General features: G+C 62.7%; 15 protein-coding genes. 8 read left to right on the top strand and 7 right to left on the bottom strand.

Annotated features, from left to right (window positions below):
• Together LR961_RS17525 and LR961_RS17520 are read right to left on the bottom strand one after the other, a co-directional pair.
• The gene (locus tag LR961_RS17525; protein ID WP_232151261.1) at positions 1-477 is read right to left on the bottom strand and encodes a histidine phosphatase family protein; all 477 of its coding nucleotides are present in this window, start codon (positions 475-477) and stop codon (positions 1-3) included.
• Positions 478-495: 18 nt separating this feature from the next.
• Positions 496-1,128, bottom strand: coding sequence for a ParA family protein (locus LR961_RS17520; protein WP_232151260.1), 633 nt, complete (start codon positions 1,126-1,128; stop codon positions 496-498).
• A gap of 122 nt (positions 1,129-1,250) precedes the next feature.
• Here LR961_RS17520 and LR961_RS17515 point away from each other — a divergent pair, with 122 nt between their 5' ends.
• Complete coding sequence (locus LR961_RS17515; protein ID WP_232151259.1) at positions 1,251-2,732, top strand: AAA family ATPase; 1,482 nt, start codon at positions 1,251-1,253, stop codon at positions 2,730-2,732.
• Positions 2,733-2,801: 69 nt separating this feature from the next.
• Here LR961_RS17515 and LR961_RS17510 read toward each other — a convergent pair whose 3' ends face one another.
• The 4 genes from LR961_RS17510 to LR961_RS17495 all read right to left on the bottom strand — a co-directional run bounded on the left by LR961_RS17510 (position 2,802) and on the right by LR961_RS17495 (position 6,974).
• Positions 2,802-3,935, bottom strand: coding sequence for a hypothetical protein (locus tag LR961_RS17510; RefSeq protein WP_232151258.1), 1,134 nt, complete (start codon positions 3,933-3,935; stop codon positions 2,802-2,804).
• Between the two features lie 126 nt (positions 3,936-4,061).
• Positions 4,062-4,799, bottom strand: coding sequence for a hypothetical protein (locus tag LR961_RS17505; RefSeq protein ID WP_232151257.1), 738 nt, complete (start codon positions 4,797-4,799; stop codon positions 4,062-4,064).
• A 363-nt stretch (positions 4,800-5,162) separates the two neighbouring features.
• Positions 5,163-6,077 carry an AEC family transporter gene (locus tag LR961_RS17500; RefSeq protein ID WP_232151256.1) on the bottom strand — a complete coding sequence of 305 codons (915 nt, stop codon included), beginning with the start codon at positions 6,075-6,077 and terminating at the stop codon, positions 5,163-5,165.
• Positions 6,078-6,335: 258 nt separating this feature from the next.
• Positions 6,336-6,974: a tetratricopeptide repeat protein gene (locus LR961_RS17495; protein WP_232151255.1), complete on the bottom strand. Its 639-nt coding sequence runs from the start codon at positions 6,972-6,974 to the stop codon at positions 6,336-6,338.
• A gap of 173 nt (positions 6,975-7,147) precedes the next feature.
• Between LR961_RS17495 and LR961_RS17490 the strand changes: the two genes are divergently transcribed.
• The 4 genes from LR961_RS17490 (at position 7,148) to LR961_RS17475 (ending at position 16,882) form a co-directional block, all read left to right on the top strand.
• On the top strand, positions 7,148-10,858 hold the full coding sequence (locus LR961_RS17490) for an indolepyruvate ferredoxin oxidoreductase family protein (protein WP_232151254.1): 3,711 nt from the start codon (positions 7,148-7,150) through the stop codon (positions 10,856-10,858).
• A 1,304-nt stretch (positions 10,859-12,162) separates the two neighbouring features.
• Positions 12,163-13,887 carry an SIR2 family protein gene (locus LR961_RS17485; RefSeq protein ID WP_232151253.1) on the top strand — a complete coding sequence of 575 codons (1,725 nt, stop codon included), beginning with the start codon at positions 12,163-12,165 and terminating at the stop codon, positions 13,885-13,887.
• Positions 13,884-14,462: a hypothetical protein gene (locus LR961_RS17480; RefSeq protein ID WP_232151252.1), complete on the top strand. Its 579-nt coding sequence runs from the start codon at positions 13,884-13,886 to the stop codon at positions 14,460-14,462. The genes LR961_RS17485 and LR961_RS17480 overlap by 4 nt, the downstream gene beginning before the upstream one ends.
• Entirely contained in the window at positions 14,459-16,882 is a 2,424-nt protein-coding gene (locus LR961_RS17475; RefSeq protein WP_232151251.1) for an AAA family ATPase, read from the top strand. Before LR961_RS17480 ends, LR961_RS17475 begins: the two co-directional genes overlap by 4 nt.
• 283 nt (positions 16,883-17,165) lie before the next feature.
• Here LR961_RS17475 and LR961_RS17470 read toward each other — a convergent pair whose 3' ends face one another.
• Positions 17,166-18,119, bottom strand: a complete 954-nt coding sequence (locus LR961_RS17470; protein WP_232151250.1) for an AraC family transcriptional regulator — start codon at positions 18,117-18,119, stop codon at positions 17,166-17,168.
• Between the two features lie 135 nt (positions 18,120-18,254).
• Here LR961_RS17470 and LR961_RS17465 point away from each other — a divergent pair, with 135 nt between their 5' ends.
• Genes LR961_RS17465 through LR961_RS17455 form a run of 3 tightly spaced genes read left to right on the top strand, consistent with a single transcriptional unit; the run spans position 18,255 to position 22,120 of the window.
• Positions 18,255-18,641 carry a hypothetical protein gene (locus LR961_RS17465; protein WP_232151249.1) on the top strand — a complete coding sequence of 129 codons (387 nt, stop codon included), beginning with the start codon at positions 18,255-18,257 and terminating at the stop codon, positions 18,639-18,641.
• On the top strand, positions 18,631-19,851 hold the full coding sequence (locus LR961_RS17460) for an MFS transporter (protein WP_232151248.1): 1,221 nt from the start codon (positions 18,631-18,633) through the stop codon (positions 19,849-19,851). The genes LR961_RS17465 and LR961_RS17460 overlap by 11 nt, the downstream gene beginning before the upstream one ends.
• Positions 19,852-19,870: 19 nt before the next feature.
• Entirely contained in the window at positions 19,871-22,120 is a 2,250-nt protein-coding gene (locus LR961_RS17455; protein ID WP_232151247.1) for a TonB-dependent receptor, read from the top strand.
• Positions 22,121-22,147 lie beyond the last annotated feature (27 nt).

Below are 22,147 nucleotides of genomic sequence, written 5' to 3'. Positions count from 1 at the left end.
TTATGGCCACCAGAAGGCTGCCAGGCGGGCGATGCCCGGTTCGATCGCGGCTTCCATCGGCAGCGTCAGCACCGCCACTGCTGCCGGCGGCATGCCACGGTAGTCACCGGACTGGCCACTGTTCATCAACGCCACCAGCTGCTCCAGGCCCGGGTTGTGGCCAACCACCAGCAACCGCTCCACCTCGCGGTGTTCGTCCAGCAACGCGGCCAGCGTGCCGGGCACGGCGTCATAGATACGATCTTCCAGGCGCTGCTCGACATAGCCGGTCAGCCCCAGCACCGCTTCGAGTGTCTCGCGGGTGCGTCGCGCCGGCGAGCACAGCACCCGGTCGGGCACCAGCCGTTGTTCTTGCAGCCAGCGGCCTGCGGCCTCGGCCTCGGCCAGGCCGTGCGGGGAAAGCGGCCGGTCGATATCGGCCTGGCCATTGCTGGCCGGTTCGGCATGGGCATGCCGCAGCAGGATCAGTTCACGCATGGTCGGGGAATACTCCTGTCAGACCTTGTTCAACCATTTGAGTAGCGGCTCCCAGTCCTGCTGGTGCTCGCGTACCTGGGCGGAGTGATAGTCGAACAGGCTGCGTCCCAGCCCGACCATCACCACGTAACTCTGGCTGTCGCGCAGTTGTGCGACAACCTCATACGGCCATTCGGCCAGCATCTGGCGGGCCTGTTGCGAGGTCTGTGTCCACGGTTTGGTGCGGTTGAGCACCAGGCCCACCGGCAAGGCCCGGCTGTGCACGCGCTTGACCTTGGAAAGACTGTTCAGAAAGCCGACGATGGCCTCGATGTCCAGCGCCGACGGCAGCACCGGCACCACGACCGCATCGGCGGCAGCCAGGTAGGGCTCCAGGTCGTCGGCGTAGGCGCCGGCCGGGGCGTCGATGATCAGCTGGTCAACGCCATCGGGAATGAGTTTTTCCCAGTTCTTCTTTCTGTGCACGTCCACCGGCAGCACGGCGCTTTCCAGCATTGAACGGCGTTGCGCCCAGCGGGTGCTGGAGCCTTGCGGATCGGCATCGGCGATCACCGTCGCCTTGCCGGCAAGGGCCGACTGCGCGGCCAGATGGGTGGCGATGGTGGTCTTGCCGACACCGCCCTTGGAGCCGGCTACCAGGATCGTCTTCATGCACGCCTCGTTTCCGCGGAACCTGGCCGCAGCGTACACCGCGACGCTGCGGCAAAGGTAGTCATCGGGTGAGGAAAGCCATCGGTCCTGCGTTATCGTGTCCACCCCCGGATGGAACCGCCATGAGCGAACTGCAGGACCTTACCGCGCTGATCCGCGCCAACACGCCGTTGATCGTCATCCAGACCCAGGACGAGTCGCGGATCGTCGAGCTGTTCCGCCAGGCGTTGATGCACGTGTGGCGCGCCCTGCACCGCTGGTCGATCACCGAAGGCCTGCGCCGCATCGACATCGACCGCGAAGACGAGGCCGTCGGCCCGCCCGACGCCAGCTCGGTACTGCGGATGATCCAGGAGGCCGACCAGCGCGGCATCTACCTGCTGCTCGATTTCCACCCTTACCTGGGCTACGCCAGCCACCAGCGGTTGCTGCGCGACATCATCCAGCGCCGCCACAGCCAGCCGCACGTGCTGGTGCTGGTTGGCGCCAACGTCGAGCTGCCACCGGAACTGGAAGCCCTCGCCACCCGCTTCAACCCACGGCTTCCCGATGCCAACGCGCTGCTGAAGATGCTGCGCGAGGAAGCGGCCAGCTACGCCGCCGACCACGGTGGGCGCCGCGTGGAAGCCGACCAGGATGCGGTGCAGCAGATCCTGCGCAACCTCAGCGGGTTGAGCCTGACCGATGCCCGGCGCATTGCCCGCCAGCTCATCTACGAAGACGGCGCATTGCAGGCTGACGACCTGCCGCAGCTGGCCAAGCTGAAGTTCGAGCTGCTCAACCGCAGCGGCCACCTGCACTACGAATACGATTCGGCGCGTTTTGCCGAGGTGGCCGGTGCGCGCCGGCTCAAGCGCTGGATCGAGCAGCGCCGGGCGGTATTCGTCAGTGGCAAGGCGCCACCGGGGCTGGACCCGCCCAAGGGCATGTTGCTGCTGGGTGTGCAGGGTTGCGGAAAATCGATGCTGGCCAAGGCCACCGCCGCCGGCTTCGGCGTGCCGCTGCTGCGGCTGGACTTCGGCACGCTGTACAACAAGTACCACGGTGAAACCGAAAAGAACCTGCGCGACGCCCTGGCCTCGGCCGAGCAACTGGCACCGTGCGTGCTGTGGATAGACGAGATCGAGAAAGGCCTGGCCAGCAATGGCGAGGACGGCGGGGTGTCGCGGCGCGTGCTTGGTTATCTGCTGACCTGGATGGCCGAGCGCAAGGGCGCGGTGTTCATCGTCGCCACCGCCAACCAGGTGCAGGAACTGCCGGCCGAACTACTGCGCAAAGGGCGCTTTGACGAGATCTTCTTCGTCGACCTGCCTGCGCCGGACGTCCGTGTGCAACTGCTGCAGCTGCATCTTCAGCGCCGCCAGCTGGCCCCGGAGAGTTTCGCACTGCCGGCGCTTGCAGCAGCAAGTGATGGCTTCTCCGGCGCGGAAATCGAGCAGGCCGTGGTCGCCGGGCTGTACGCCGCACACGCCGAGCAGAAGCCGATGGACACCGAGCTGCTGATGACCGAGATCCGCAACACGCGGCCGCTGTCGGTGTTGATGGCCGAACAGGTGCAGGGTCTGCGCGACTGGGCGCGGGAGCGCACGGTACCAGCGGACTGAGCGGGCGCCACATCGCGCGGCATCCCCGCCCCTGCCGCAATCATCGCCGCGGCCTGAAATTCATCGTACTCAACGCGGCGCGGACCACGGCACCTTTTCGCTCTGGTCCAGGTACCTGATCCGCGTGGCGCGGCCGTTCTGCAGCACCAGGCCTTCGCGGGTCTGGGGCAACAGCACGGCGGTGGCATGCGTGGTATTGGCCTTGTAGAGCCAGGACACGCCACTGCGCAGGTCCACCAGCTCCACCTTGCCTTCCACCTTTGCCGTGCCGCCGGCCACACCTGCCAGGACCAGCCAATCCTCGCCACGGGTAAACGTGGCCTGATGCACGCCGATCAACTGCGTGGAGTACACGTGCTCGCGCTGCCAATTGGCAAGATTCCAGCGGACGGTTTCGTGTTGCTGGCTGCGATACAGCGCCGGAACCTCCTGCTCCATTGCCTGCGCCTTCTCCGGCGAATATTGCACGGTGACCAGCCGGGTGCCGTTGTCGAGCAACATCACCGACAGGATGTCGTTGCGGGGGCCGACCCCATGCGGGGTGTGACGCTGCACCACTTCCAGCCGTGCGCCGGCTTCATCGCGCAGCAGTTTCAGCAGGACAATCATGCCCTTGTCGGTACCGGCGACGATCGTCCCGGACGCGGCATCCCAATCGATGGCGCGGATGCCGCCATCGCCCTGCAACCGCAACGGATCACCGACCAGCGCACGTTTGGCGTGATCGTAGATATGCAACTCATCGCCACTGGCAAACAGATACAGGCCGGGCAGTGGCGTTGCAGACATGGCACCGGGCACCCAGTGCGCCTGGCGGAATGCGACCAGCAACTCGCCACTGCGGGCGTCCCATACCTTAGGGCCGTTCTCCAACTGCACGATCTCGTCGAAAGCAACGTTGCCGCTGGCCGAACGGGAGATCACGATGCCGTCATCCACGCCGAAGGTGATGTCCTGGACGCGCAGCTCATGCGCGGGCAGCGCGATGCGCGCGTCCTTCTCGCGTGCGTCCCACAACTCCAGTCGGCCGGATTCACGGCCAACGGCGAGCAGCTTCATCTCAGGTGAGTAGGCCGCCGTCCAGGCATCGTCATCCAACCCCCGGTTGGCATCGACGAATGCCTGGGTGAAGTCCTCGTCAATTCCTTTCGCGCATGCTGTCAGCGCGACCAACAACAGCAGCATCCCCAGACAACGCACCATCCGTACTCTCCCCTGAGTCAGTTCTGATCTGGAAACAGATGCAGGCATGTTCCTCAACCCGTGCTGCCCGATTCTCTACAGCAGAAGATGCTCCCGCCCACCAGCGCACCGAGGTTCCAGCCGGACTCAGTTGTCGGACCAGGTGGGTTTCCAGCCGGCCGGTGGTTGCGCCGCAATTCCATTGTCGGCGAGCAGTCGGCGCATGGCCGGCAACTCGCCCATTTCGCCTACCCATTGCAGATAGCCGCTCCTGCTCACCGTCCGTGCGACATTGGATTCAGCCTCCAATAACCCCGCCGAACGTGCGGACAGCCATAACAGCTCGTGGCTGCGCGCGTCCCAGCCCCGCCGCTCCGCCGCATCATCACTGAGGTCCCGCATCCTGCTGCTACCCAGTCGGGCAGCAAACATCGAACCGCTGTCCGCCATCACCGTAAGCAGATGGCGACACTGCTGGCGACGCTCGGCCACCGCGTCTGCCGGGCATTCCCGATAGGCGTCAGCAAGTCCAGGCATCCCGAACGCAGCCGTCAATGCGAACACGCTGGCAACACGCTTTGCCTCGCCGTCGACCTCCATGGTCTGATTGCCATTGCTCGCCGATGTCGGCCATTGCCCACCACGGGTGGCACGGTCCAGCAGCGCGATGCCCTCTGACACGTCGTCCGCATAACGCGTCGCCTGCGTTGCGCGTGTCCAGGCATGTGCTGCCGCATCGGCATCGCCTTTGCCCGTATGCAACCGCCACAACAGCAACTGCGCGACGACTTCATCCGATTCATCGGTTTGCAGGGTCTGAACCGCAGCAGGAATATCGCAACTGCCGCCGCCCAGGCAGCGCGCCACGGCAGCACGCGCGATCAATGGTTGATCGCTGCCAAGGCGTATCGCTTCGTCCAGCCACGCATCACTCTGCGATGGCAGGGCCGACGGGCTTGGCACTGCGGACAACTCCAGCGGAAGCGCCAACCGCGCCGCCACCCACAAATCCAGTGGCTGGCCAGTGGCGGCCGCCTTCTGTGCCCGTTCCAGCAACACAGCGTGGAAGTCCGGCCGGGCGGCGCCTGCTGATTGCCCGGCTGAGACCGGGGCGCCAGCGGCCATCACGCCGGTACAGCTCAGAACCGCCATCGCGGCCAACCACCCTGTAGCCCACTGCCTGCGTCCCATCCCCGTCTCCTCCCTGGATCCGGCGCTGAGCCTGCCACGGTCAGGCGGCGGCTTCCATCAGGAGAGCTTTCCCAGCACCCAGACCCAGGCGGGCAGCGTGACCAGCGACAACACGATGCCGTAGCCCACCATCGCGGCGGCCAGGCGCGGCGCCAACCGGTGCGAGATGGCCAGCGCGGCGGCGGTGATCATGGTCGGCATGGCGGTTTCCAGCACGTTGACGCGCAGCATCTCGCCCTGCAGGCCGAACGCCAGCGACAGCGGAATGGCCGCCGCCGGCAGCACCACCAGTTTGAGCAGCAGGCCAACCGACAGCGGCGCCAGTTCGGCGCGGGTCAGGCGCAGCTGGATGGTCAGGCCCACCGCCAGCATCACCAGCGGCAGCATCGCGTCGGCCAGGTTCTTCAGCGCCGATGCGATCCACGTCGGCGGCGTTGCCGGCATCAGCGTCAATGCGAACAGCAGCGCCCACAACGGTGGAAACTTGAGGATGCGCAGCAGGATCTGGCCGGTGGTCGGCGGCGTGTCGCCGCTGTAGCGCGCCAGGACGTACAAGCCGAATGTGGACAGCAGCACGAACGTACCGAACTGGTCATAGACCACCGCATACGGCAGGGCGTGGTCGCCCAGCAGCGCGCGCACCATCGGATAACCGATGAAGCTGGAATTGGTCAGTGCCACGCACATCAGCAGCACCGCATGCACCTGCCGCTCGAAACCGAACAGCCGCGTTGCCGCGCTGACCAGGCCGAGCGTCAGCACCATCAGCAGCCACGGCGTGGCGATGATGCCAATCAGCGAAACATCAAGTTGCAGGCGTGGCACGTAGGTGAGCACCGCCGCAGGCAGGCACACGTACAGCACCACCTTGTTGAGAGTGTCTGCGGCGTTGTCGGGAAAGGTGCGCAACCTTGCGAAGACCATGCCCAACGCGAGCATGGTCAGGATCAGCGCGAAAGCATCGAAGGCCATGGCCCAAGCATGCACTGCCGCTGCAGGCGATGGAATCGGCATCAGACCTAAGTCTGATACGCGCCGTATGGCCTGCGAATGGGTTCGAAACGTCCGGCGGCTTCGTCGTGGATGTCTTTGCGGATGTCTTTACTCGCACGCCGTCATTCCCGCCTGGGCGGGAATGACGAGCGAAGAAGCTAAAGAGCGAAAAGCCATGAACTCAGAACCAAACCGCCCAAGCGTCGGGACCAACCGTCAGCCCGCCCGACCACCCACTCACGGCCAGCTTGGCGGATTGGCTGCCCAGGCCTGCTGCACTTCGGCAAGCTGCGCCCGTTCGTTGTCCTGCCACAGCGGCAGCAGCTCGGCAAACCTGGCCGGGTCGTTCCACTGCTGCGGCTCGGTGCGTACGGCGGCGGCATACCAGGCCAGCGCTTCGTCCTTGCGGCCCAGCTTCCACAGCACCAGCGCCATGGTCTGCGGCATCCAGGACGGGTTGCCACGCACGTTCTCGGCCGCCGTGGTCCACAGTTGAAGGGCGCCATCGGAGTCGCCGTGGCGGTACAGGTCCCACGCCTGGTTCCAGCGCAAGCCTCGCGCCTGTACCGATGCGTCGGAAACCGTAGCCAGCGCTTCCGAGTACAGCTTGGCGCCCAGCTCGGTACGGCCTTCGGCGTAGGCCACCCCGGCCAACTGCACGGTGGCCTCAAGACCCTTGCGACCACGCTCGCGCAGCTTCATGAGCTGGTCCACCAGATCGGCCTGGCCCGGCGGTACCGCCTGGATCGGCTTGGCCGCCACGTCGTCGTCGAAATAGAACTCGGCGATTTTCGGCAGGTTTTGCGCCTGCACCGTCGAAAACACCAGGCCCGCCAGCAGCACTGCGCCGGCTGCCACGCGCTTTGTAACCCCCATAACTGCAATCCCCATTGAATCAGTTATCAAGCCAAGGCACCGATCCTAACCGCTCGCGGGCCATGACGCGACTGCGTTACAGGGTGATGAAACCCGCGCTGCTACAATCGCCGGCTGCCAACTGCCGCATAAGGTTGGCGCCTGCCGCCAGCCGTTTCTGCATTGGGCCAGCCATGACCAGCACCGCCGAACTTACCTCCCCCGCTTCCGCGAACGATCCGTTGATCGGAGTGCGTGACCACGATTACACGCTGGAGCACAAATACACCCGCAGCGACGGCCGCATCTACCTGAGCGGCGTCCAGGCACTGGTGCGTTTGCCGTTGATGCAACAGGCGCGCGACCTGGCCGCCGGCCTGAACACCGGCGGCTTCGTCAGCGGCTATCGCGGTTCGCCGCTGGGTGGCTTCGACCTGGAGCTGTGGCGGGCACGCAAGCACCTGGAGGCCGCCAAGGTGAAGTTCGTGCCCGGTCTCAACGAGGACCTGGGCGCGACCATGGTCTGGGGCACGCAGCAGACCAACCTGTTCCCCGGCGCCAACGTCGATGGCGTGTTCGGCATGTGGTACGGCAAGGGCCCGGGCGTGGACCGCTGCGGTGACGTGTTCAAGCACGCCAATGCCGCCGGCACCTCGAAGCACGGTGGCGTACTGGCGCTGGCCGCCGACGACCATGCCTGCCGCAGTTCGACCCTGCCGCATGGCAGCGAAGAGGAATTCGTCAGCGCGATGATGCCGGTGCTGAACCCGGCCGGCGTGCAGGACATCCTCGACATGGGCCTGGTCGGCTGGGCGATGAGCCGTTACACCGGCCGCTGGATCGGCTTCAAGACCATTGCCGAGACCGTGGAATCCTCGGCCTCGGTGGACGTGAACCCGTTCGCCCGGCAGATCATCCTGCCGGAAGATTTCGAGATGCCGGCCGCCGGCCTCAACATCCGCTGGCCCGACCCGCCGATGGATCAGGAGATGCGCCTGCACCGTTACGCGGTGAAGGCCGCGCAGGCCTTTGCCCGCGCCAACGGCATCGACAAGGTGGTGATGGATTCGCCGCAGGCGCGGCTGGGTATCGTCACCACCGGCAAGAGCTACCTGGACGTGCTGCAGGCGCTGGAATACCTGGGCCTGGACGAAAAGGCCTGCGCGCAGATCGGCATCCGCGTGTACAAGGTCGGCATGACCTGGCCGCTGGAACCGCAGGGCATCGGCGCGTTCGCACGCGGCCTGGAAGACATCGTCGTGGTGGAGGAGAAGAAGGCCTTCATCGAGCGACAGATGAAGGAATATTTCTACAACTGGCCGGCCAACTGGGGCGCGCGCCCGTCCATCGTCGGCAAGTACGACGAACAGGGCGAGTGGATCCTGCCGTCCACCGGTGAGCTGACCCCGGCCACGATTGCCGGTGTCATTGGTCGTCGCATTCAACGCTTCTTCAACACCGAGTCCATCGAGCAGCGCCTGCGCTGGATGGACGAGAAGGAAGCGGAGATGGCGCTGCCGCGCGCGCAGTTCCCGCGCGTTCCGCATTACTGCTCCGGCTGCCCGCACAACACCTCCACGACCGTGCCGGAAGGCTCGCGTGCGCTGGCCGGCATCGGTTGTCATTACATGGTGACGTGGATGGACCGCGACACCGACACCTTCACCCACATGGGTGGCGAAGGCGTCACCTGGGCCGGGCAAGCCACGTTCACCGACACCGAGCACGTGTTCCAGAACCTCGGTGACGGCACCTATTTCCACAGCGGCTCGTTGGCGATCCGCCAGGCCATCGCGGCCGGCGTCAACATCACCTACAAGATCCTCTACAACGATGCGGTGGCGATGACCGGCGGCCAGCCGGTGGACGGCACCTTGACCGTGCCGCAGATCGCGCACCAGATGCGTGCCGAAGGCGTGTACACCATCGTGCTGCTGTCCGACGACATCCAGAAGTGGAAGTCGCGTCGCCACGAGTTCCCGTCCGATGTCGAGTTCCACGACCGCGCCGAGCTCGACGCGGTGCAGAAGCAGCTGCGCACGGTGAAGGGCACCAGCATCCTGATCTACGAGCAGACCTGCGCCACCGAGAAGCGCCGCCGCCGCAAGCGCGGCAAGCTGGTCGACCCGCCCAAGCGCACGATGATCAACTCGCTGGTCTGTGAAGGCTGTGGCGATTGCGGCGAAAAGAGTTTCTGCGTGTCGGTGCTGCCGAAGGAAACCGAGTTCGGGCGCAAGCGCGACATCGACCAGTCCAACTGCAACAAGGATTTCTCCTGCACCACCGGCTTCTGCCCCAGCTTCGTCACCGTCCACGGCGGCCAGCTACGCAAGGGCAAGAAGAGCGACGCGTCCAGCCTGCTCGACAACCTGCCGGCACCGTTGTTCCGCACCGATTTCTCGCAGCCCTGGAACATCCTGATCACCGGCGTCGGTGGTACCGGCGTGGTCACCATCGGCGCGCTGCTGGGCATGGCCGGCCACCTGGAGGGCAAGGGCGCCAGCGTGCTCGACCAGACCGGCCTGGCACAGAAGGGCGGCGCGGTCACCACGCATATCCGCATCGCCAACACGCCGGCCGACATCCACGCCGTGCGCATCGCCGCCGGCGAAGCAGACCTGGTGCTGGGCTGCGACATGGTGGTGGTCAACGACTACTGGGCGCTGTCCAAGGTGCGTGCCGAGCGTTCGCAGGTGGTGCTCAACACCTACGAAGCGATGCCCGGCACCTTCACCACCCATCCGGACATGCAGTTCCCGGCCGCCGACATCATTGCCGGCGTCAAGGTGGCGCTGGGCGGGCGTGACCCGATCCTGCTCGATGCCACCCAGCTGGCCACCGCGCTGCTGGGCGATGCCATCGCCTCCAACCTGTTCATCCTCGGCTTTGCCTGGCAGCAGGGCCTGGTGCCGCTGTCGCTGGAATCGCTGATGCGCGCGGTGGAGCTCAACGGCGCTGCGGTGGCGATGAACCAGAACGCGTTTGCCTGGGGCCGCCTGGCCGCGATTGATCCGCAAGCCGTACAGCAGGCCGCCGGGCTGGTGCGCAACACGCCGACCCATGCCGAACGCACGCCGGGCGCGCTGCACGAGCTGCCGCCGGGCGACTGGGAAGGCAGCGAGGCCGGCGCGCCGTCGGCACCGCGCAACCCGGGCAACGAACCGGAAGTGCGTGGCCTGCCGTCGGCCAGCCAGAACAGCGGCGAAGCCAACTTCGCCACGCTCGACGACGTGCGCCTGTCGCGCTCGCTGGATGAGCTGATCGCACGTCGCAGTGCCTTCCTCACCGACTATCAGGACGCGGCCTACGCCAACCGTTACCGCGCCCTGGTCGATACGGTGCGCACCGCCGAGCAGCACACCCTGCCGGGCAGCACCGCGCTGACCGAGGCGGTGGCGCGTTACTTCTTCAAGCTGATGGCCTACAAGGACGAGTACGAAGTGGCACGCCTGTACACCAGTGGCGACTTCCACAAGCGCGTGGCGCAGCAGTTCGAAGGCGATTACCAGGTGCGTTTCCACCTGGCGCCGCCGCTGTTCGCCAAGCGCGACGAGCAGGGCCAGCTGCAGAAGAAGGAGTACGGCCCGTGGATGTTCAAGGCCTTCGGCCTGCTGGCCAAACTCAAGGGCCTGCGCGGCGGGCGTTTCGACATCTTCGGCTACACCGAGGAGCGCCGTGGCGAGCGGCAGCTGATCGCCGACTACGAGAAGATCCTGCAGGAGCTATTGGGCGGCCTGGATGCACGCCGGCTGGCGCTGGCAGTGGACATCGCCAGCATCCCCGAGCACATCCGCGGCTACGGCCACGTCAAGGAAGCGCACCTGCACGAAGCCAAGGCCCGCGAAGCGGCACTGCTGGCGACGTGGCGCAACCCGAAGGCGCTGCATATCGTGCAGATGGCGTAAGCCGATAAGGCAACGCATGCATTGCATCTGAAAAAGACAGTGCATGCGTTGCATGCTTCACCGAGGCGGGCGAACTGGTTCCCGCCACGATTCGTTTCCCGCACAGGTTGCACGCGACACGCGCAGCCTATGCGCGTGCTGTTTCTCCGGATCGGTCAGGGCGAACTGGGAAGGGTAGGATCCTTAAGACCACTTACGGCCAGAAGCGGATATTGGAGTTGCCAGCTTTTAGTGGACACCTGACTGAGAGGGGCGATGCGTTGCTTCGAACTCGTCAGGGCGGACAACGCAGAGATGGCTGTGGCGGCGTGCCGGATAGTAGAGCCCGTCGATGTAACCGGATATGTCCGAGGTCGCCACTTCCCGATTGGCGTAGATGCGCTTTTTTATCTACTCCTTCTTCATACTGCTGAAGAAAGACTCAGCGACCGCGTTGTCCCAGCAGTTGGCACGCCTACTCATCCTTGGATCAAGATGGCTGTCTTTGCAGAAGCGCCGCCATGCGTCGCTTCCATATTTCAAGCCTTGATCGGATTGCATCAAAGTTTTGCGTGGATGACGACTGTATACGGCTTTCATTACAGCATCCAAAACAAGTTCCCAATGTTAGTAGGCCTGACAGTCCAGCCAACAAATCTGCGCGAGAGAATATCCAAGACTACAGCCAGATACAGCCAGCCCTCCAAGGTGCGGACGTAAGTGATATCTGTCACCCATGCCTCGTTCGGTTGCGATACGGTGAACTGAATTTGCAGCAGATTGGGAATCAAGACGTGAGGCTTTGACGTCGGCATGTGTGGCACACGATAGCCGCGCAACGTGTAGTCCATTCTCCTGCATCAAGAGAGCAACCCGGTGCATGCTGCACGTCTCTCCACGCTCGCGAAGATCAACAAACACCCTGGGGGCTCCATAGATTCCGTGGCTGGCCGTAAACGATGCACGTACTACCCGAAGCAGCCGCGCGTCTTCCTGAGCTCGATCAGAAACCGGATGTTCATGCCATGCGTAGTAGCCGGCTCGTGCAACCCTGAGCAGACAACGCATCATCTGAATGCTGAAATCGCCCCGATGCATATCGATGATACTTGTACACCCGCCGGGTCTTGCTGGTGATCTTGCCTGCAGACATGGTCGTCTCCCAACTCCCGGGGTTACCCCAACAAAGGCTAGTTCTGTCCAGGAAATCCTGGGAACTCCAGGCTGACTACTTCTCGGCTTTGGCCGATTTGCATATACTCGAGAATCAGATTTATGCCCCAGAGAGCTTTACGGTCTGGGCGTGCCATAGAACAAGGAGAGCTATGTCACCACCTGCAGCGGCCGTTATTAGTGTCCGTTCAACGCTAGCGTTGCTTGACAGCCAATTCACGACCTTCGCCGAGGGCGTGTCTGACGGCAAGTATGCTTTCTGGCTCGGCTCAGGAATTTCTCTAGGCCGCGTACCTGGTCTTCGGGGCGTTGTCGAGAAGGTCATCGAGTTCGTCCGAGCTCGAATCAATTTGATCGATGCGAACTGCAAGTTCCGAAAAGCAATGCAGGAGATCCTTGATCTTGCGATAGCTTCTCCATCGGAACGCGCGGAGATTGACTTTAGCCAGCATGCTGCGACCTGGCCTCCGCTAAGCGCCATTGTGGAGCGACTTGTCGCGAACTACGCGAAACTACTCGGCATTCCTGTTGACGACGAGGAATTTGACTACCTTGTTTGGGAAGCCGTAGACGTGCGAGGGACATACGGCTCGCCACAGCTTGAGCCAGATGTTGAGCATATCTGCATAGCAGCCCTATCTCTTGAGGGTGTGGTATCTGAGATCGCTTCGGCGAACTGGGACGTACTGATTGAAAAAGCGGTTAATCAACTAACAGACGGAAACCCCGCACTAAGCATGTCGGTTGTAGTTCGCCCCCCTGACCTGCAACAGGGTCGAAACGTCACGCGGCTGATCAAGTTTCATGGTTGTGCTGAAAAGGCGGCTGCGGACCCGGGAACCTACCGTCCGTGGCTGGTCGCGAGTACTGATCAAGTTACCGGCTGGTGCGGAAATCCGCGAAACTCCGCACTTATGACCGCATTGATTGGGATACTGAATTCCAAGCCAACGCTTATGCTAGGTCTGTCAGCACAAGACGCCAATATTCAGCATATTTTCAACTCTGCGGCAGCAGGTTTATCGTGGCAGCTGGACAACCCGCCTCCTAGTTATGTTTTCTCCGAAGACGCACTCGGGATTGATCAGAAGGCTCTACTTCGCAATGTCTACAGAGAACAGATCTCGCCGGCCAATATTGCTGATGTCCTTGATGGGTCGCGGGTGCAGGCGTACGCGAAGCCGCTATTGACTGCCCTCTACATTGATGTGCTCTGCCGCAAGCTCCAAGCTCTTATTTCCTTGGCTCCCAGCTCACTGAGTCAAGCAGAGCGTCAGCCCCTCAAGGATGGAATTCGCGAACTAAGAGACAACTTGGCCGGGTCAGCGACTCCTGATCTTGGCTTCGTAGATTCCCTCCTGGTCAGGGTCGGCCGCGCACGTAAGCTTCTTCGCACTGGTCATATCGAGAACCCTAGACTCAAGTATCAGGCTGTTTCTATGCAATCTGTTCCAGCGCTTCAAGCCAATCCAGACTTGCAGGCTTCTGGCCTTGAAGAAGCTGCAGTTGCACTTGGCCTTCTGGGATACGGGGTGCATCGGGGGGACTGGACTATCTCTGGAGAAGGCATGGATGTCGACTCTGGCGTTCTCTCCGTCACTGGAGTAGCACCGGGCGCGACGAAAACGAAGCTGTTCTTTGCGGGAAATTCTGAGAGCGCAACCAGGCTTCGCATCAACTCTCATGTGGTGGAAGAGCAGGCTCCAGTCGTGGCCCAGTCTAAATCGCTCGCTCCCGCTATGCAGCGATCGCCTCGTGGACCTACCGGGCGAACCTTGACGCCTGGGGTAACAGAGATATGCGTATCCGATTTGCTTACTGAAGCCACTACGTTTACCACCCTATACAACCGCTTTCGATCAGAGATAGGCATATGAGCGATTCGACGCCAGTGGGACTTATTTCGACGAAACTTATGGGTGCCGGCTATCGCCGAATGACTGACGGCCTAAAGATTGGTTCGCTTAGTTTCGAGTTTGATGCCGCTTTCGTTCCGGAGGAGACATCTGCAGAGCTGGTCGTGGTAGCAGATAGTGCCCACGATCCCGAGCAATCCATTCTGCGCAAGATTGAGGGCGTAGCACGGGCCTTGGACATCAACAGATCCACGCGCTCGCTCACGCTAGTTGTTACGGGACCGAGACCCTCAGATAGCTCCTTAGTTTCTATGAGCCGTGTGTGCCGTGTTTTACCAACGGGCAACATCGCAGGAGTGGATGGAGAGCAGGTCCTCGAGAACTGGATCGCCGTCCTGCTGCCTCTGCGGCTTTCTTTCGACTCTCCAGCTGCCCCAATTGCCTCGGCCGACGGCTTGTTCGGCACAGCGCACCACCTCGGAGAAGGCGTGCAGAAGATTGTCAGAGCCGCCCACAATGGTCAAAGCTCCGTCGCGGAGGCCATGTTCGAATACATCGATTCTGAATCAAGCGCGTCCATGGAGGGGAAGCCATGAGCAGGCGAATTACATCGCTTAGCGTCCGCGACTTTCGAAGCATTCGAGGTAGTATCACGATTCCTCTCGATAGTCCTGTGGTTCTAGTGCACGGGAGGAACGGTGCCGGCAAGACCAGCCTTCTCTCGGCTCTTGAGCTTGGACTGACAGGTAGTGCATCTTCCCTCGACCTAGTCGATGCAACCTCAAGCGAGCACTTGATTCATAAAGAGGCAGACAATGCGTCTGTTTCGCTTTGCGTCAGTGGATTCGATAATTTGCAGAACTCGACAGAGATTCGAATCGATAGCGGAGTTCATGGCAACCCGCTACTCGGCAAAGAGTTGCGGAATCACTATGTCGAACGCTGTTACCTCGGTCAGTCCAGCCTTAGTCGCCTGTTTGATATCTATCAACAGAAGGGAAAGTCCGCTTCTTCCCCCCTTACCTCTTTCATCAAAGAGCTTCTGGGTCTCGATGCGCTTGAGGCACTGATTGACGGCCTGCATGATGCCGGCGATGTACGAAGGCTGCGAGGACGCGCAGTCCGTTACTGGGAAGTAAGGGACGTGCTTCCATCTCTTCAGGCGGAAGCCATAAGACTTGAGAATGACCTTGCGGCTGCAAAGTCGAATGCAAAGGAGCTGTCAGATGAGATTCAGCTCCTCGTTGCACTGCATTGGCCTGAGATGGACTTCCAGGACGCGGAGGCAACTCTTGTTCACATTCGTAGCCAGTCCCGAGAAGAGGAGCTTCAAGCCATAGCTTCGCGGCGCCGTGAAGTTTCGAGTCTCGCAATTCAAATTGGCTCGGCTGAGTCAACTTCAGATGCCTCGACAATCGACGACGCCGCTGCTGCGGCCGCATTATCAGAGAAAGCGCTAGATCAGTGGCGCGCGACAACTGGGCAGCAACTCGATGACGTATTTGTGCGCCTGGACTCACTCTTCAAAGATCTTCCGTCACCAACCTCTAGTAGACCCGACTACGCCCTGACAGTCGCGCTAAAACTAGCAAATTCTGAGCTAGAGAGGTGTCGCTCTGTGCTCCAGAATCACAATGTTGCAATTGAGCGCACGTCATCAATTGCAGATGATATGCAGGGCTTGAGTGCTCGACTGGCGTCAATTGACGAGAAAATCGCTCTTCACTCCAATGATGCCAGTCAGTTGGCGCAGGCTCTATCCGCGCTTGTTCCCCACGTTCATGGCGATGGCTGTCCTGTGTGCGACAGGAACTTTTCCGAGGTTTCCAGCACTCCCCTGCTCGGCCATCTAACTGCAAAGGTTTCCTCCCTCACTCACTCCGCGGGACAGTTGTCAGCCCTGTCGGGAGAGCGTGCCGGAACCATTCGGCAGCTCGATGCCAAATCTCGCGAAATAGAAATTTTGAAGGGGTCAACCCTCGATGTCGCGTCTCAGAGCGATGTTTCGCTTCGGATGACCATAGTAATAGATGCCGTTTCTGCCCTTGATTCACTTGGGGAGTCGGCGAAGCATGGTGAGCATCTCTTTGCCTTGGCTGCCGAGTCTTCCCAAGCTCTAGAAGCATTGAGGCTTCGTGATGATCGAGGGGCTCTTCTGCGCAATGCTGCGACAAAAGTGTTGTCAGAGCTGGGCGTGACCGGGAACGATCCAGCGAGGTCTCTAAAGGAGATGCTCGATGAGAGCGTGAACATACTCCAAGCCCGTGAGAACGCCATACAGGCTGCGGAGAGCGCGCGACAGAGGACAGAGTCTGCACTGAACGATTTGGTACTTAGAGAACGATCGATACGAGATATCGAGGATAGACAAGCTGTGCTGAGAAAGAAGCAGGCAGGGCTCACGTCAGATTTGGAACGCGGGAACAAGGCAATCGATAGCGTCAAGTCACTATTGAAGCTTGCTCAGGATGAACGTGTTGAAATCGTTCGCCGAGTCTTTAACGATTCATTGAATGCTGCATGGAAGGACCTTTTTGTGCGCCTCGCGCCGGAGGAGCCTTTTGTTCCTGCATTCTCGGTTCCAAAGCAGTCACGCTCAGATTTCCAGGCCACCTTGGAGACGCTTTACCGCGATGGAAGAAGGGGTGGGAACCCCCGCGCCATGTTGAGTGCGGGCAATCTAAATACTGCGGCGCTGACTTTGTTCTTGGCCCTACATCTGTCTGTCAGACCACAGCTTCCTTGGCTTGTCATTGATGATCCCGTTCAAAGCATGGATGAAGTGCATATTTCTCAGTTCGCAGCACTCCTTCGCACTCTCTCAAAACAGCAGAACCGACAGATCATCGTTGCAGTGCATGAGAAACCACTGTTTGACTACCTGTGCCTTGAATTGAGCCCGGCATTCGAGGGCGATCGACTCATTTCTGTTGAACTAGGCCGCGCGGCAGACGGAAACACTGTGGCAGACTGCATTGTCCGCGAGTGGGCTAGGGATCATGCTATCGCGGCGTGAGTGTTCTGAATTCCAATGAAGGGGGTGTGCAGAATTATGTGTAAGTGAATCGCTCAGTTATCTCCAGGCAGCGTATGTCTGCTTTAGGTCGAAAGCTGCCGCCCATTCGTTCAAGGCACCAATCAATATTCTCTTGGTCTACGAATCTTTTTCCGCAAGCAATTCAATGTAAGCGCGAACTGCATTACCCGAGCAGGTGACGCAGATTCTCCTTGAACGATCATCAGCAACCGGAATGTCTTCGCGGCTGAAGCCGCTCCTACCGGGATTGTTTCCTGCCGGGTTACTTCAACTGCGATGGTGATACGCCGAACTGGCGCTTGAACGCGGCGCTGAAACTGCTGGTGTGCGCGTAGCCGGCGATGGTGGCGGCGACATCCACCGGTACGCGCTGGCGAAGCAGTGCTTGGCGGGCGCGTTCCAGCCGCAGCGTGCGCATGTAGGCAACGATGCTGCTGCCGTGCAGTTGCTGGAAACCGCGTTGCAGATCCACCGCGTTGGTGCCGAGCTGGCGCGCCATCTGCGCGATGCTCAGTGCGTCGGCCTCACCACTTTCCAGCCACTGATGCAGACGGGCCACGCAGCGCTGCAGGTGTGCTCCGAGCGGCCTTTCGTCGGCGTCGCTGGCCAACGTCTGCAGTACATCCGCAGCCAGCTCCAGCGCGAAGCTTTCCTGTTGCAGGCGTCGCACCAATGGCAAGGAATCCGGCATGTTCTCCATCAGGTGCAACGCCCGCTGCAACAGCGGTGCACCGGGCCGCCACGACTGGTTGTCGGCATGGCTGCGGCATACCCGCGCCAACCGCGCGCTACCGGTGGCATCGCCATCCAGCTGTCGGCGCAGCCAGTCATCGCTCAGGTGCAGGCTGACCTTGCCTTCCTGCCGCCCCGCCTGCCAATGACGCTGGAAGCTCTCTTCCTCGCGCAGGTGCACCAGCATCGTCGGCATGCGCCGGTGCGCTCCTTCCAGCCGTAGCCGATGCCGGCCGATGGCCACGTCCGCCTCGCCATCCACCAGGAAGCCGGCGGTGATGCCCGGTGCCAGGCGGTTGTGGCTGCAGCCACCAACCATGTCGCGGCTGCGGCTCAGGTACAACACCACTCCGTCGTCCAGCGCATGCACCTGCTGCCAGCCGGCCAGCACCGGCGTGGCGTCGGCCATGCCGGCGTCGAAATCGACCTGGCCGCCCAGTGCATGGGCCGCGGTCATCAGTTCGGCGCAGGTGAAAACCTGCATGCAGGGCATCCCAGGAATGTGGTCGTGCCTAAATTTTCCGTCGCTCCGCCTAAACTTGCAATGGAATTGGTAACTATTCTCATTTGAGACCGTGGTGTCCGCCACGGCCCTTTCTTTTCTGAACAGGCGGCGGCAATGGGTTTGACGATCGACGAGACGGCGGTGATCCGCGCTGTCTTCCATGGGCAGGTAAGCGCGGAGGAAATCCGTCATTGGCTGGCCGACGTGGAACGCCTGATCGTTGCTGGAACACCGTTCTACTTCATCGCCACCACCCTGCCCGGCGCCAGCTTCTGCGACGACTACCGGGCGATCCAGGCGGTCTGGTACAAGCAGCACAAAGCAGCCTTCCGCAGCTTCTGCAGGGGGCTGGTGCGCATCGCCACCTCGGCCGAGGAACAGCAGCGGCTGGACACCCCGGCGCTGCATGCGGCCTGGGGCGTGCCCTACTTCGTCACCACCGATGCCGCCGCCGGCACCCGGTGGATCGCGCGTCACATGGAGGCAGCCGATGCGCGCTGAGCGCAACGCCGTCTCCGGCCTCGGTTTGAGCGTGATCGTGGTGCTGTACATGGCGCACGCGCTGCCGCTGTACTTCTACAACGTGGCGGTGCCGGCCATCCTGCGCAGCCAGGGCGTGGACCTGCGCTGGATCGGCATGCTCTCGCTGCTGTACCTGCCGTGGGCGTTCAAGTTCCTGTGGGCACCGCTGGTCGACCGCTGGCACCTGCCACGGCTGGGCCGCCGCCGCACCTGGTTGTGGCTGACCCAGTTATTGCTGCTGGCCGGCATCCTGGCCCTGGCGGTGACCGGGCTGGATCACGGTCTCACCGTGTTTGTCGCGGTGGGCCTGTGGATCTCCACCGTCGCCGCCACCCAGGACATCGCCATCGACGGCTACACCGTCGAAGCACTGGCACCAGCCGAGCACCGGTTGGGCAGCATGGCGCAGAGCGTGGGCGTGGCGCTGGGCAGCATGGTCGGCGGTGCCGGCGTGCTGTGGCTGTATGAAACGCGCGGCTGGAACGTGGCCCTGCTGACATTGGCGGCGATGAGCGCGCTGACCCTGCTCGCGGTGCAGGCGGTGGACGAACGTCCGCGCCCGGCCAACGCCGCCCGCCCCGGTGTGCTGCATGCACTGCGTCGCCCGCAGATCCGCTGGGCGCTGTTGCTGGTGCTGCTGTACCGGCTGGTCGAGGCCCCGGCGATGGCGATGATCAACCCGCTGCTGGTCGACCAGCAGTGGAGCCTGACCGACATCGGCCTGCTGATCTCGGTGACCGGTGCCGGCATCGGCATGCTTGCCGCCGTCGCCGCGGCCTGGCTGCTCAAGCAACGCAGCGCCGAACAACTGCTGATGCATGCCGGCTGGTGGCGCAGCGCGCTGTACATGCTGCTGGCGCTGCTGCTGTACAGCGGCGTGCTGGCCAGCTCGCGGTTGGGTCTCGGCGCGCTGGTGATCGCGATGCTGGCCCTGCGCTATGTGGCGATGACCAGCCTGTATGCACTCTTCATGCGGGTGAGTTCGCGCGAACAGGCCGGCACCGACTTCACCCTGCTGGTCTGCTTCGAACTGCTGGTGTTCTTCTTCGGCGGTGCCGCCTCCGGCTTCCTCGCCAAGGCACTGGGCTACCCCGGCTACTACCTGTTGTTGGCCGCTGCGTCGGTCGTCGGCCTGCTGCTGTGCAGGCCGGTGATGGCGCGCCTGGCCGCTCCCTCCCCTTCTCTCTGACGACTTCCCCGAGGACACCATGCGGCATCACGCGGCAACCCTTCCGCTCGCCTTGTTGAGCCTGGCCATCAGCGGCCAGCTGCACGCGCAGGGCAACACCAACGTCCAACAACTGGACACAGTCAGCGTCAACGCCACCCGCGCCGCGCGCAGCGTGGCCGAGATCGCCGGCACCGTGTATCGCATCGACCATGAGCAGGTTGCGCAGCAGATCGCCGCCGGTCGCAGTACCGCCGACATCCTCGGCCAGCTGGTGCCGTCGCTGGCACCGGCATCGGGCACCACCAGCAACTACGGCATGACCATGCGCGGCCGCAGCGTGCAGGTGATGATCGACGGTGTGCCGCTGACCGGCGCACGCGACGGTTCGCGCCAGCTCAACAGCATCTCGCCGACGATGATCGAACGCATCGAGGTGATCTCCGGTGCCACCGCGCTGTACGGCGCCGGTGCCAGCGGCGGCATCATCAACATCATCACCCTGCAGCCGGGCGAGCAGCCGCTGGCGCTGGCCACGCAAGCCACCCTGCGCAGCCCCTCGGACGTCTCCGGCGACAACCTTGCCTGGAACCTGGCGCAGACCGTGACCTTCCGCAGGAACACGCTCAGCGGCGCGGCCGGCATCAATTACGCGCGCCAGGGCGCCTCACTGGATGCCGATGGCCGTCGCATCGGCCCGGAAATCGCGCAGACCGACCGCCAGGACACCGAGACCAAGGAGTTCAACGGCCGCCTCGACTGGAACCCGGACGAAAAGCAGCAGCTGAGCGTGGGCCTGCGCTGGTACGACGACCAGCAGGACAGCGACTACGGCCCGGATTACGGCCCGCGCCTGGCGGTGCTGTTCAACCCGGCCTATGCGCCCAGCCACCTCGCAGTGAAGGGCCTGCAGCTGGATGACCAGCCGCGTACCAGGCACCAGGGCATCAACACCCAGTACCGCAACCGCGACATCCTCGGCGGGCATGAGCTGAGCGTGGAAGCGTATTACCGCAACGAGAAGGGTCGTTGGTTCCCGTCGGTGTCGGCCGCGGTGCACCCGGCGCTGCCGGGCGGCTTTGCCTACGTGGCGATGCAGTCCAACACCGACATCGACGTGTGGGGCGTGCGCAGCGCGCTGCACAAGGCTTTCGACGTGGATGGGCGTGCATTGCAGCTTTCCTACGGTGTGGATCATGAGCGCGAGAAGGACAGCCAGCTCGGCCAGACCTATGACATCAATGCCTTCATCGCCAGCAACGGCCTGAACTACGTGCCGACGCAGCGTTACGCGATGGGCCCGGACGTGCGCGTGGATACCACCGGCCTGTTCCTGCAGGGCGACTACCCGCTGACGGAACGCGTGACCGTGCAGGCTGGCGTGCGTCACCAGATCCTGCGCAACCGTGTCGAAGATTCGGTGCCCTATACCGAGGCCATCGCCGCCACCGCCAACCCGGCCTATGTGCCCAAGCTGCTGGAAGGCGGCAACGTCCGCCATTCGCAGACGCTGTTCAATGCCGGCGTGGTCTACAAGGTGGCCGACGGCCAGCAGCTGTTCGCCAACTTCTCGCAGGGCTTCAGCCTGCCGGACACGCAGCGCATGCTGCGCGACGTGCCAGCCAGCTTCGTGATCGACAGCCGCAACATCGGCCCGATCAAGGTCGACAGTTTCGAACTGGGCTGGCGCCGCAGCGACGACGCCGCACTCCAGGGTGGCGTGACCGCGTTCTACAACCAGTCGGACAAGACCGTGCAGTTCAACCGCGACTACAGCGTGTCGGTGGCCGACACCGACGAGCGCGTGTGGGGCGTGGAAGCCAACCTGCGTTACCTGCCCAGCGAGCAATGGGAGTTCGGCGCCAGCGTGGCCAGCACGCGCGGCCAGTACAAGGATGCCAAGGGCCAGTGGCGTGAGCTCAACGCGTTCCGCGTATCGCCGCTGAAGGCCGGCCTGTACGGCCAGTGGCGCTTTGCTACTGACAGCCTGCTGCGCTTGCAGGGCCAGGTCGTCGGCGGCACCGACCATGCCTGGCGTGATGCGCAGGTGGCGGCGGTCAGCCCGACCATTCGTGCAACGCCGTCGGCGAAGATCAGCGGCTATGCGGTGTTCGACCTGCTGGCCGAGATTCCGCTGGGTGCGGGCCGCTTCAGTGTCGGCATCTACAACCTGGCCGACCGCGACTACAAGACCGTGTACGGGCAGCAGGCGGCGGCGACGTACGGCCAGATTTCCAGTGTGCCGGCGCAGGGGCGGACGTTCGGGATCGGGTATCGCTGGGAGTATTGAGGACTGTGCTTGAAGCCCCTCTCCCTA

This window comes from Stenotrophomonas sp. SY1 (assembly GCF_021202945.1).
GTDB lineage: Bacteria > Pseudomonadota > Gammaproteobacteria > Xanthomonadales > Xanthomonadaceae > Stenotrophomonas.
Note: the sequence above shows the minus strand (reverse complement) of the source record. Positions and strands in the feature narration are given on the sequence as shown.